The following is a 13,265-nucleotide window of genomic DNA, read 5'->3' on the forward strand; positions in this document are numbered from 1 at the left end:
CGCTCGCGAGGGATGGCTACCTTTTCGCCGGACCCCAGTCGGAGGACGACATGCGGAGAGATCGCCCGGCGGAGGAACGGGAAGCGCGCGCGCTCGTGGAGGCATACATCAGCGGCAGCGGATCGTTGGAGGCCGCGGTCGCCGCCGTCCAGGCGCTGGAGCTGGAGCGGCGCGACGAGTCCACCGAGGAGGATGCGGAGGAGGCGGAGCCGATCCTCGGCATCGACCTCTCCGTGCTCACCCCCCAGCAGCGAGCGCGCTTCAGCGAGCTGATGGAGGCGCTGGACGCGTCGCCGTAGGGCGAGGGCGCGTCGGCGTGCGACGCGCCCTCGCTACCACGCCTGCCCCAGCAGCACGACCATCCGCCACTGGGCGCCGGCTTCCAGTGCCCGGGCCATCGCCACCGTCACCGCCCCGCCGAAGACACGCACCCCCGCTTCCACGGAGCTCCGCACGCCGTCGGTCGCGCGGGCCAGCGGGAGTCGTCGCCCCGGCGGGGCGGGGATCGCGCCGACCACGTCGCCCTTGGACCCCAGGCGCGCGACCGACGCCTGCGTGGCGGCGCCGCTGGCCGACACGGTGGCGCCGTGCAGCGTGAGCGCGAGCTCCGGGGCGGGTGATGGGAAGCAGGTGCAACCGAGCATCCGCAGCGGCGCGCGCAGGACGGGGAGGCGATAGAGCGCGCGCGCATGCGCCGCCAGGGCGCGGTCACCCGCGAACTCCTTGTACTCGTACCCGGGGAAGGCCGGCCCGCCACCCAGCTCGAACAGCTGTTGGGGGGGTGCGTTGCGGCTGGCGAGAATCCCGCCGTCGAGGCGGAGCGCGTAGGCCATGCTTCCGCGGTCGGCGCGAGCGTTCACCCGCACGGTGGTGCGCTGCCAGTCGAGACGGCCCGCCGCGACCTCGCTCCGCAGGATGGCCCCCACGCCGGTGGCCAGCCCCCCGGCGTTGACCATGGGATTCCACTCCGCCTGCACCGCCGACCGGACATAGGCGCCCTGGTCCACTCCCCGATTCGGACGGAATGGCTCCGCGCTGCCGAGGGGGCCGCCCACCATGCGGGCCACGGTCTTCCGGTCGTCCCCCGCGCCCAACTCCACGCGCATGGTGGCGCGTCGCGGGAGGAGGGTGACATCTACCAGGAATGTCGCCGACCGGCGGTCGACATAGTCGTAGTCGTCGATGCCGGCCAGCGCCGCGACCAGCGCGCCGCCGCTGTCGCTGGGGGCAGTGAAGTCGTTGGTGATGTCGAGGGTGCGCGCGAGTCGTACCCCGGCGCGCCAGCGCCCATCGTCGAAGCGGCGGTCGGCTTCCAGTCGCCCTCGCACGGCCCGTTCCTCCCAGGCCCACATCGCGTTGGCGCGAAGCGTGACACCGGGGGCGGCGGCACCGGGCGTGTACTCGGCCGTGACGCCGGTGCTCCACCCCTCGATGCGATTGAACCGCATCACATCGGCCAGGCGCTGTGCGCGCCAGCTGAAACGCGCAGCGCCGGCCGAATCCACCCCCGCGGCGCCGGCGTCGGAGAAGTCGCTCCCGCGCAGCGACGCCGTCGCCTCGCCGATCGGGCGCCACCAGTCGGCGGGACGCTCGAGCGTATCGCCGGCCGCCATCGTCAGCCGGTGCAGCGATGGCACCGTCGTCGCGGCCTCGCTCGGGGCGACGGCGGTCGCTGCGCCGTCGTTGGCGGCGCCCGCGACCACCCCCGAGGGGTCGTTCCACTTCACCGCATGCCCCCGGAAGCGGGAGACGATGCGAAAGACCGACTTCCCCTCGGCGAGCGCCGGGACGTCCACGTGCATCTCGATCCGCTGGTAGCTCGGGAGCCAGTAGCGTCCGTCGATCTCGACCGACTCGAGGTCGACGAACGCCATCACGCGCACCGGGAGGATGAGGAGGCGCTTCTGCTGCGGGCCGCCACGTTCGAGGGTCACGAACTGGCCGCGCATCCGCACGATCTCGCCGCGCTCGGCGTCGAGGTTGATCTCGCCGCGGAAGACCACCACCGGCCATGTCGCCTGTGCGCGTCGCGGTTCGACCATCACGCGCACGACGTGGATCGTCCGGCGTTCGCTGCCGATGACCGCGACGGTGTCGCCGCCGGAGAACTCGTAGACGCGCTCGCCCTCGGGGCCGAATGGGTGAATGGCGGCGCCGTCGTCATCGGGGCGCGATTTCGCGTCGTCGGGCGATCCGCTCGCCGGTCCGCCCCCCTTTCCGAAGAAGCCTTCGAAGGCATTGCCGTACAGCATCGGGATCGCCCACGACTTGCGCAGGACCGCCAGCGCCGAGAGCGATGGACCGGCCTGGCGCGCGCGATAGGCGGTGAGGTGCTGGCTGAAGGCTCCACCGCGTCGCCAGCGGACCTCGTTCTGCGACTGCTCGAGGGAGAGCGCCCCTTCTTCCCCATCCGCTCGTCCCTTGAGGACGGCGATCTCACTCTCCATTCGGGCGCGATACTCGAGCAGCGATGCCGGGACGGCGCGATTGCGCTCGACGGCGCGGGCCACGAGGGCGTGGAGGGCGCCGGGCGCCGGCGCTCCCGCGGTGACAGCGAGCGTGGCGGAGGCGAGCGGTGCGGCGGCGAGTTGGGCGACGACGAGGAATGGGAGCATCGGTTGGTAGACGAGCGATTCGCGTGAGGGTCGCACAATTCCGCGTGCCGGCATCAAATGCGCAGTGCGCTACGCCCCCCTGGTAGTGGTGCTCGCCATCGCATCGTGTCTCGCATCACGGCGACGCACGCGCCCCCGCGCCGGCGTCCGGGCGAGTGGGCGTTCGCGCGGGGCTGACGAGTGCCGACCGGCGCCGACAGGTGCTAGCATTCGAGCACGAGTGGCTCGCGTCGTCCGGCGGGGAAACACTCGTGGGAGGCGCCCCGGCGTGGGACATGCTTCCCCCGGCACGTCGGCCACGAGGACGGAGGCGGCGGCGAACATGGGTGAGCTGAGCGGTCTCACGTCGAACGAAGCGGCGGCGCGGCGTGAGCGCTACGGTCCCAACGCCCTCCCCGCGCCGCGCCACCGACTGCTGCGCCTCGTCTGGCGCCAGTTCCAGGGGATCTTCAACCTCCTGCTCCTCGCCGCCGCGGCCGTGACCTTCGCCCTGGGCGAGCCGGTCGACGCGGCGTTCATCCTCCTGTTCGTCCTGCTTGGCACGTCGCTCAACGTCTTCCAGGACTACAAGGCGAATGCAGCGGCGGACGCGCTCAAGTCGTACCTGGTGCGCACCACCACCGTCGTGCGCGACGGGCGGGAGCACGAGATCGCGACGGGCGACGTCGTCCCCGGCGACCTCCTCAAGCTCGAGACGGGCGACATCGTCCCGGCCGATGCCGTGCTGCGGCAGGCGAGCCAGCTGCTCGTCGACGAGACGACCTTCACGGGCGAGAGCCTCGCGGTGCCCAAGGCGGTGCTCGTGGGCCCGGCGGCCGACGCCGGCGACGAGCACCGCCTGCTGCAAGGCGTCGTCATCGGCCGAGGCAACGCCCTGGCGGAAGTGGTCGCCATCGGGACGGCGACGCGCCTCGCGGCGCTGGCGTCGACCGCCACCGGAGTGCAGGCCCGGAGCGAACTGACGCTGGGGCTGGAGCGCATCAGCGGCTTCATCCTGCGGACGACGCTCCTGACGCTGCTGTTCGTGGTCCTGGCCAACGTCCTGATCGAGGGGGAGGGGGCCGACGTCCCGGGGCTCCTCGTCTTCGCGATCGCGCTCGCCGTCTCGGTGATCCCGGAGGCGCTGCCGCTGGTCCTGACCTTCTCCCTCTCGCGCGGGGCGCTCACCTTCGCGCGGCGACAGGTGATCGTGAAGCGCCTCTCCTCGGTGCACGACCTGGGGTCGGTGACGCTGATCTGCACCGACAAGACCGGGACCATCACGGAGAATCGCCTCGTATACGTGGACGACTACCGGGTGGACGGGGCGCCGTTGCACCCGCTGGTCCTCGCGCGCCTCGCGGCACACCACCTGGACCAGCGCTCCCCCGAGCCCTTCGACCGCGCGACCGACGAGGCGCTTTCGCCGGCGCAGCGGGACGAGGTCGCGGGTTTCACCGTGGTCGAGGAAGAGGCGTTCGATCCCGCGCTGCGCAGCAATGGGGTCGTCGTCCGCCGGCGCGATGGCCGCCAGCTGCACATCCGCCGCGGGAGCCCGGAGTACTTCTTCTCGCACGGCTGGGCCGATCGCGGGGCGGTACAGGGGTGGCTCGCCGGCCAGGAGCGCCAGGGGAGGCGCGTCCTCGGGGTGAGTCACGACGATGGGAGCGGGATGCGCTTCGGCGGCTTCGTGTCGTTCGTCGACCGGCTCAAGTCCACGACCATCGAGACCGTGGCGGATGCGAAGCGCCTCAACGTCGCGATCACGATCATCACCGGGGATTCCGCGGTGGTGGCGGAGGCCGTGGGGCGCGAGGCCGGACTGGTCGCCGCCGCCGACGAGGTGGTGGAGGCCGCGGCGTTCCTGGCGCTCCCCGCGCCGGCCTTGCAGGAGCGCATCGGCAAGGTGCGCGTCTTCGCGCGCACCACGCCCGAGCAGAAGCTGGCGCTCATCCAGCTGCTCAGGCAGCAGTACACCGTCGGGTACCTGGGCGAGGGGATCAACGATGCGCCGGCGCTGAAGGCGGCGCACGTGTCCATGGTCGTGCAGTCCGCCGCCGACGTGGCGCGCGAGACCGCCGACATCGTCCTCCTGCAGAGTGACCTGCGCGTCATCGTCGACGGCATCCGCCTGGGGCGCGAGACCTTCGCCAACACCCTCAAGTACATCCGCGCGACGCTCGTCTCGAACTTCGGGAACTTCTACGCGGTGGCGATCGGCTCGCTGTTCATCAGCTTCCTCCCGATGCTCCCCAAGCAGCTCCTGTTGCTGAACCTCTTCTCCGACTTCCCGATGATGGCGATCGCCTTCGACCGCGTCTCGTCGCGGGAGGTCGCGAGCCCCCAGCGCTACGACTTCCGCTCGTTGTACGTCACCTTCATCACGCTGGGGCTCGTCAGCACCGCCTTCGATTTCATCTACTTCGCCCTCTTCTATCGCGTCTCGCCACAGGCGCTGCAGACGAACTGGTTCATCGGGAGCGTGCTGACCGAGCTGCTGCTGGTCTTCTCCATTCGCTCCTTCCTGCCGATCACCAGGGCGGGGTGGCCGGCGCCGATCCTCCTCTTCCTCTCGGGTGTGGCGTTCGTGCTCACGCTGGCCCTCCCGTTGATCCCCTGGAGCGCGGCCTTCTTCGAGTTCCAGCGCCCCGCCACGGGGGACCTCGCGATCGTCATCGGGCTCGCGCTGGCGTACCTGGGCGTCACGGAACTCGTCAAGCGTCCGCTGGCCCGCTACCTCGGGACGGCCTGGCCCGTCGTGGATGCGCCTGACGAATGACTCAGGGCCCCATCGCCTTGTATCGCCGCGCCAGCAGTCCCGTGGCCGCCGAGCGATCGATGTCGGCGACGAGGAGTCCTTCCTCGCCGTACGGCTGGAACGCCTGCACCGTCCCGTCCGGGCGGATGACGGCCGACGTCGTGGGCGCCCCGTCGCTCGCGTAGTTCACCGCCGCGACGTAAATGGTGTTTTCCGCCGCACGGCACTGGAGCGCCTTCTCGTGAAACGAGTTGGCGGGGTCGCAGAACGTCGTGGGGCGGAAGCTGTCGCCCTCCGCCATGCTGAAGTGCGGGATGAAGACCAGCTGCGCCCCGCGCCGGGCTGCCCAGCGCACCGTCTCGGGGTAGCGCCACCCCTCGTGGCAGATGGAGAGGCCGAAGGTCAACGCACCGGCCTGGAAGGTGTTGCGCCCGGTCCCGGGAACATACGTCCCCTCTTCGGTCGGATCGAGTTGCACCTTGTCCTGCCACCCCGCGGTGGAGCCATCGCGGTTGATGACCAGGGTGGTGATCGCGAGACCATCCGCGACGAACCGCTCCGTCCCGAGGACCACCGCCACGTTGGCGGCGCGCGCAGCCGCCGCGATGGTCCCCCACGCCCGTTCGAGCATCACGCGGTCAGGGGGAGGGGGGAGCTTGCCCATGCCGCGATAGCCAGGGACGAAGCACTCGGGAAAGCAGACGACGTCGGCTGCGGCATTTCCTGCCGCCTCGACGGCGCTCGTTGCAAGCGACACCGCCTGCCCCGGGGTGCGTGGGAAGCGGAGGTTGGCGAGGGCGACGCGCGAGGTGGTCATGAAGCCCCGAAATTGGTTGACGCGCTCTCATTCGGGGGATAAGTATGGGCGCGACTCGGGGCAGAGGGGAATCCAGCTCGCCTCCGAGGCGGACGAGGGCAGGGGCGCGTGCCGTGCACCTGACCACGCCATGGGCCCCTTCAGGAGGCGCTGCGGCGTTGCATCGCAGTCCAGGAGTTCACGCACACGACGTCCGGGCAATCCACTCCGGCGCTGGCCCTCCAGCGCGCGGGTCGACGCCCGATGTCGCACGCCCACCAGACCGACATGGTCCGCGTGACTCCGTTCACCAGAACCTGGTACCACTCCCTATGAGAAATCGAATAGTCATGGTGTTGACGGGCGCGTTGCTGCTCGCCGCTGGCACGGCGGCACCGGCGACGGCCCAAGGAACGCCACAACAGAAGTCCGTCACCGGCCGGGTGACGAGCGAGCAGGGCGAGCCCCTGGGCGGGGTCTCGGTGGTCGTCAAGGGGACGACCACCGGGACGATGACCCGGGTTGACGGGACGTACTCGCTTCGCGCCGCCGTCGGCCAGGTACTCCAGTTCCGGTTCATCGGGACGGCCCCCGAGGAACGGACGGTGGGGGCCGCTGACGTCATCAACGTGTCGCTGCGCCGCGTGGCGACGCAGCTCGACGCCATGGTGGTGACGGCGCTGGGCCAGCTGGCGCAGGTCCGCACCCTGGGGACCGCGCAGCAATCGGTGGACGGCGGCGCCATCGCCGAGACGCAGCGCCAGAACTTCGTGAACGCGCTGCAGGGGCGCATCGCCGGGGTCGAGGTCACCTCGTCGTCCGGCGTGCCGGGCGCGTCGTCATCGATCACCATTCGCGGCGTCTCGTCGATCTCGTCGAGCAACCAGCCGCTGATGATCGTGGACGGGCTCCCGCTCGACAACAAGACGCTGAACACCAGCGTGTTCGCCGCCGACGCGCCGGGATCACTGACGGCGTTCAACAACCGCGGGGTGGACTTCACCAACCGCGCGGCCGACATCAACCCGGACGACATCGAGTCGATCACGGTGCTCAAGGGGCCCGAAGCCTCGGCGCTCTACGGCATCGACGCCGCCAACGGCGCCATCGTCATCACGACCAAGCGCGGTCGCGCGGGGACGGGCGGGTTCGAGTACAGCTCCAGCTTCAAGTTCGAGAACACGCGCGAGGCGCCGGAGGTGCAGCACACCTACGGCCCCACGGTGGAGGGGGGCGACTTCTACTACTTCGGCGCCCCGTACGCCCAGGGGACGAAGTTCTACGACAACGTCGACGGCTTCTTCCGCAACGCCATCACCCAGCGCCACAACCTCGCGTTCTCGGGCGCGTCGCAGGACAGTCGCATCAACTATCGCGTTGCGCTGTCGGGCGACAAGCAGGAAGGGGTGATTCCCAACTCCGACTACTCCCGCATCAACCTCACGGGGGCGTCAGCGTCGCAGATCAACTCGTGGCTCCGCGCCGACTTGTCGATGCAGTACGCCATGGCCAACAACAACCAGACCTTCAAGGGGACCAACGGCCCGCTCCTCGGCCTCCTGGTGTGGCCCGGGACCGACAACGCGAAGGACTGGCTGACCCCCGCCGGGAACCGCCGCCGCATCACGAGCCTCTCCGCGGGGTCCGAGGTCGACAACCCGTACTTCAACGTCGAGAAGAACCAGATCAACGCGAAGAACTCGCGCCTGGTCACCAACCTCGGCCTCATCCTCACCCCGTTCTCCTGGGTGAACGTGAAGTCGAACTTCGGGATGGACGGCTACACCAACGAGAACCTGATCCTGCGCCACCCCGAGAGCGCCTACGGCATCAACAACAACGGCATCCTCGACCAGGCCAACGACGTCGTGCGCAACCTCACGGCGCAGACGCTGGTGAACTTCGAGCCGCACACCATTGGCAAGGGCTTCTCGATCAACGGGTTGGTCGGGAACCAGGTGTCCGACTTCAAGTCCACCGCGGCCTCGCTGCAGGGGATGGACTTCCTCGACCCGAACTTCGTCTCGGTCAACAACACCAGCTCGCGCACCAACCGCACCACGATCACGCAGCGGCGGCTGGTGTCGCTGTTCGGGAGCGCGACGCTCAACTACAACGACTACCTGTACCTGACGGGGACGCTGCGCAACGACTGGACGTCGACCATCCCGGTGGAGCGCAACTCCTTCATGTATCCGTCGGTCAACACGTCGTTCGTCTTCTCCGACGCCTTCCCCTCGCTCAAGCGGTTCATGACCGGGCGCCTGCGCGCCGGCTACGCCGAGGTCGGCAAGGATGCGCGCCCGTACGCCTTCCGGCCGTCGCTGGAGTACAAGGCCTCGTCGTTCGGCGGGTATGGCTATGGTTTCTGGGGGCCCAACCTCAAGCTCAAGCCGGAGTTCGCACGCTCGTACGAGTTCGGGACGGAGCTCGGCTTCCTGGATGACCGCCTCGGGCTCGACGTCACCTGGTACCGCAAGCAGACCAAGGACCAGATCGTCAACGACATCCGCGGTTCGTACGCCACCGGCTTCATCCTCTTCAACCTGAACGGGGCCGTCACGCGCAACGAGGGGTGGGAGGTGACGCTGCGCGGGACGCCGATCGAGAACCGTCTCATCGCGTGGGACGTGCAGGCCAACTTCGACCGGTCGCGCGGCAAGGTGCTCGAGCTCCCCAATGCGCTGCCGGAGTCGTACGTCTCCGACACCTGGCTGTACGGCAACGTGCGCAACGGCACCAAGCCCGGCCTGTCGACGCGGTCCCTCACCGGGCTCTTCTACCAGCGAAACAACAAGGGCGAGCTCCTCATCGACCCGACCTCGGGGCTTCCCATCCGCGCAACGACCTTCATCGACGCCGGGTACGACCGGCAGCCCGACTTCACGATCGGCCTCACCAACACGTTCCGCCACCAGCGCTGGTCGCTGAACTTCCTGCTGGACATCCGGAAGGGGGGCGACGTCCTCAACGGGACGCAGCACTACCTCACCGTCCGCGGGCTCAGCACCAAGACGCTCGACCGCGAGGAGCCGCGGGTCATCAAGGGCGTGCTGCGCGACGGGAAGGAGAACAGCGACAGCCCGACGAAGAACAACATCGTCGTGATCCCCGCGGTGCAGCCCGCCTACTACACGCTGATGAGCGAGGAGCTGTTCATCGAGAAGGACATCAACTGGCTGCGCCTGCGCGACGTGACGCTCCGCTACCAGCTCCCGCGCGGCTTCCTCAATTCGCGCGATGCGAGCGTCTTCGTCACCGGCACGGACCTCTTCCTCATCACCAACTACTCGGGGCTCGACCCAATCGTGAACGGGAACACCGCCGCGGTCGGCGGCTCGGGGGCGGCCGGGATCGACTTCGGCAACTTCCCCATGCCGCGCGGCTTCACCTTCGGCCTCAAGGTGGCGTTCTAATGATGAAAAACATTCGCAGGGGCGCGTGTGCCGCCCTGCTGGCGCTGTCCGCGCTCTCCGCGGGCTGCAAGGACTTCCTGGACGTCAACGAGAACCCCAACGCCCCGCAGACCGTCTCGGCCAACCTGTACCTCTCGCCGATGCTGTACTGGATGGCGACGTCGCCGTTGTGGGACGGCCGCTTCGTGGGGCGCTACACGCAGCAGTGGATGCTCCCGGGAAGCGTCCTCTCCACGTGGGACCGCATGGGGTACGACCCGGCTTCCGACAACGGCGCCCAGCAGTGGCGCGACGTCTACTGGTCGCTGGGACAGAACCTGGTCGACATGATCACCAAGGCCGAGGCCGAGCAGCGCTGGGACCTGGCCGGGGTGGGGTACATGCTCAAGGCGTGGGGGTGGCAGGTGACCACCGACCTCCATGGCGAGATCATCGTCAAGGAGGCGATCGACCAGTCCAAGTTCTCGTTCAACTACGACACGCAGGAGTACGCCTACACCGAGATCCTGCGCCTGCTGGACAAGGCGATCGAGTACCTGCAGAAGACCGACGGCGCCGTGGACCAGGTGTACCTGGCCCGCACGGACAAGGTCTACAACGGCGACCGGACCAAGTGGCTGAAGCTGGCCTATGGGATGAAGGCGCTGGCGCTCAATCACTACTCCAACAAGGCGAGCTACAAGCCGGCGGAAGTGATCGCCAACGTCGACAAGTCGCTCTCGAGCAACGCGGACGAGCCGTTGATGAGCTATCCCGCCACCGTGAACGACGACCGCAATTTCTACGGGCGGACGCGCAACAACATCACCAGCTACCGGCAGACGCAATTTGTCGTGAACCTGATGAACGGGACGTACACCGGTGGCGTGGTGGATCCTCGCATGTCGCGCATGCTGGCCCCGTCGCCCGACGGGCAGTACCGCGGGCTCGACATCAACGTCGCCGGCACGACGCCGCTCCCCGCGGCGCAGATGCCCAACAACTTCTTCGGCTATCCCACCAGCGGCGGGCTGCAGCAGCCCTCGCGCTACATCTTCTCCGACAAGTCGAAGATCCCGGTGATGACGTACGCGCAGCTGCAGTTCATCAAGGCCGAGGCGGCATACCGGATGGGCGACAAGGCCACGGCGCTCATCGCGTATCGCAACGGCGTCGCGGCGCACATCGACTGGGTCAACGCGCGCAACAGCGACGACGGCCAGGCGGCCACCCAGATCTCCGCGGCGGAGAAGAACGCCTTCCTCGCCGCGCCGCAGGTCGTCCCGGCCTCACCGGCCGGGCTGACGCTGACGCACATCATGACCCAGAAGTACATCGCGCAGTGGGCGTGGGGGCACAACGAGATCTGGATGGACATGCGCCGCTTCCACTACACGGACATCGACCCGGCCACCGGGGCCCAGGTCTATCCGGGCTTCACCCCCCCGACCAACCTCTACCCGGACAATGGCGGCAAGGTCGTGCAACGCATCCGTCCGCGGTACAACTCGGAGTACGTGTGGAACCGGGCCGGCCTGGACGTCATCGGCGGACTCGCCCTGGATTACCACACGAAGCCGATGTGGATCATCGAACCGTAACCCGACATGACCATACATCGAACCCTCGCGGTGCTGCTCTGTGCGGCGCTCCTGACGGGCTGTGACGAAACGGCGGTCCAGGACATCTCGGGCCCGCTCCCCACGGCTCGCGTCAAGTTCTTCAATTTCGGGGTGAACGCCCCCGGCGTGAACTTCTACGCCAACGACACCAAGATGACGGCGATCAGCTCGGCCACCGGCAGCGAATCCACGCTCGGCGTCAACTATGGCAGCGTGGGGGCGGGTGGCTACTACTCGGCCATCAATGCCGGGCAGTACACACTGGCCGGCAAGATCGCCGCCACGACCGACAAGGACCTCGCGATCGGGAGCGTCGCTGCGCCGCTCGCGAGCGGGAAGAGCTACTCGTTCTACCTGAGCGGCTTCTACGACGCCGGCAGCAAGTCGGTGGATGCGTTCATCGTGGAGGATGCCTTTCCCGCCGAGTTCGATTTCTCAGTCGCCTACGTGCGCTTCGTGAATGCCATCGCGAACGCCACTCCGATGACGTTGTACGCCACGAACACCGTCACCGCGACCGAGGTCGCGCTAGGCGCGGCGGTGGCCTACAAGGGCGCGGGGGCATTCACCTCGCTCCCCGCCGGGACGTACAACCTGGCGACGCGCTACGCGGGCTCGTCGACGAACGCCATCGCCCGGACGAACGTGACGTTCGCGGCTGGGCGTGTCTATACCATCGGCGCGCGTGGCGACATCACCGTCACCTCCAGCACGGCCACCAACCGGCCGTTCCTCGACAACACCGCCAACCGGTAACACATCGCCGGCGTTCTTCTCCGCGGCCCCCTCGCGCCATCGTGCGCGGGGGGGCCGTGGTGCATTTCGCACCCGCGAGCAGTCCGTGGGTGGCGCCACTGCCGAGGGGGCGTAGCTTGTCGGCCGCGGTGGTGCAACATGCGGGCGTCCCGTCCGTAGGAAGGCACGGACGACACCAACCCCCTTCGCAACGGGAGACAGGATGGAGGAACGCTCGAGCTCCACTCACCAGTTCGGCGGCGCCCCCCACGCGCGGCGCCGCCGGCACCTATTCGTCGGGCTCTTCACGGGCGGGCTCGCATTGCTCCCTCCGTCCCCGGCCCACGGACAGGTAATGGTCGTGGGCACAGCGCACCTGAGCCGCCTGAACCCCACCCCCAGCGTGGCGCAGCGACTCGCGGTGGTCGATCGCCTGACCGCTTTCGAGCCGACGCTGGTGTGCGTGGAGGCGATCCCGGGCGAGCGTGTGCAGCAGTTCGCGGGGAACCCGCAGCAGTACGGCGAGCTGCTGGCAACCTTCGCACGCGACGCCGTGCGCCTGGCGCCGGAGCAGCAGCTGCGCCTGTCGGTCGACGGGAAGGCCGCGCGCGCGGAGGCGCGAACCCTGGAGCAGCGCCCCGGGACCCTGGACGCGCCAACGCGCCTGCGACTCATCGCGCTGCAACTGGCGGGATACGAACCCTGGTCGGCGCTCCTCAACTGGACGGCGCTCACCAATGCCGAGCGCGACGCGGCGCAGGAGCGCCTGGGGCGCGACGCGACCGAGCGGCTCCGCACCCTGTCCGACTCGCCCAACGAGATTGCCTCGATCGCCATCCCGCTGGCCCGCCGGATGGGGCATCGGCGCCTGTGTGCCGCGGACATATTCGCCGACGAACTCGGGGTGCAGTCCCTCGAGCAGGAACTCCTCCCGCTGCTGCAGGATTCGACGATCGCACGCGCCCTGGAGTCATTGAACGCGCGACAGGCGGCGCACTGGCACGCCGAGCGCCCCGACGGGCTGGTGACCCTGTATTCCTGGATGAACTCGGACGAATACGCGACGATGGACCGCAGCGCGGAATGGGAGCCATTCGCGCGAGGCGCGGCGCTTCACGATGCCGGGAAGCGCCGCCTGGCGCTGTGGCACGCGCGCAATTCCGACATCGCGGCGCATGTCCTTCGCGCCATGGCCAGCGCCGAGGGGAAACGCACGCTGCTCGTCATCGGCGCGTCACATCGCCCCTTCATCGAGCAGGCGCTACGGGCGCAACCATGGGTCGACGTCGTCCCGGCGGCCGCTCGCCTGGTGCCGTGAGGCCGCACAGGCAGTGCCGCGCACGTGCCCATCGCCACGCCGCTCGC

8 protein-coding genes are annotated in these 13,265 nt (G+C 68.9%); 6 read left to right on the top strand and 2 right to left on the bottom strand.

The window, feature by feature from the left end; genetic code table 11:
• Nucleotides 1-50 precede the first annotated feature (50 nt).
• The gene (locus ABS52_00320; protein ODT05189.1) at nucleotides 51-299 is read left to right on the top strand and encodes a hypothetical protein; all 249 of its coding nucleotides are present in this window, start codon (nucleotides 51-53) and stop codon (nucleotides 297-299) included.
• 33 nt (nucleotides 300-332) lie between these two features.
• On the opposite strand, the gene ABS52_00325 is transcribed toward ABS52_00320, so the two are convergent.
• Entirely contained in the window at nucleotides 333-2,615 is a 2,283-nt protein-coding gene (locus tag ABS52_00325; protein ODT05190.1) for a hypothetical protein, read from the bottom strand.
• Nucleotides 2,616-2,937: 322 nt separating this feature from the next.
• Between ABS52_00325 and ABS52_00330 the strand changes: the two genes are divergently transcribed.
• A complete protein-coding gene (locus tag ABS52_00330) occupies nucleotides 2,938-5,373 on the top strand; it encodes a cation-transporting ATPase (protein ID ODT05393.1) in 2,436 nt (811 codons plus the stop codon).
• A gap of 1 nt (nucleotide 5,374) precedes the next feature.
• Here the strand turns inward: ABS52_00330 and ABS52_00335 are convergent, their stop codons facing one another.
• Nucleotides 5,375-6,169 (bottom strand): nitrilase, encoded by a 795-nt coding sequence (locus ABS52_00335; protein ID ODT05191.1) that lies wholly within the window; start codon nucleotides 6,167-6,169, stop codon nucleotides 5,375-5,377.
• 311 nt (nucleotides 6,170-6,480) lie between these two features.
• Between ABS52_00335 and ABS52_00340 the strand changes: the two genes are divergently transcribed.
• The 4 genes from ABS52_00340 to ABS52_00355 all read left to right on the top strand — a co-directional run bounded on the left by ABS52_00340 (nucleotide 6,481) and on the right by ABS52_00355 (nucleotide 13,218).
• Complete coding sequence (locus ABS52_00340) at nucleotides 6,481-9,564, top strand: hypothetical protein (GenBank protein ODT05192.1); 3,084 nt, start codon at nucleotides 6,481-6,483, stop codon at nucleotides 9,562-9,564.
• Nucleotides 9,565-9,566: 2 nt separating this feature from the next.
• Nucleotides 9,567-11,144, top strand: a complete 1,578-nt coding sequence (locus tag ABS52_00345; protein ID ODT05394.1) for a hypothetical protein — start codon at nucleotides 9,567-9,569, stop codon at nucleotides 11,142-11,144.
• Nucleotides 11,145-11,150: 6 nt separating this feature from the next.
• Nucleotides 11,151-11,921, top strand: coding sequence for a hypothetical protein (locus tag ABS52_00350; GenBank protein ID ODT05193.1), 771 nt, complete (start codon nucleotides 11,151-11,153; stop codon nucleotides 11,919-11,921).
• Between the two features lie 334 nt (nucleotides 11,922-12,255).
• The gene (locus ABS52_00355) at nucleotides 12,256-13,218 is read left to right on the top strand and encodes a hypothetical protein (protein ID ODT05194.1); all 963 of its coding nucleotides are present in this window, start codon (nucleotides 12,256-12,258) and stop codon (nucleotides 13,216-13,218) included.
• The last annotated feature ends 47 nt before the right edge of the window (nucleotides 13,219-13,265 follow it).

Source organism: Gemmatimonadetes bacterium SCN 70-22 (genome assembly GCA_001724275.1).
In the GTDB taxonomy this organism is placed as follows: Bacteria; Gemmatimonadota; Gemmatimonadetes; order Gemmatimonadales; family Gemmatimonadaceae; genus SCN-70-22.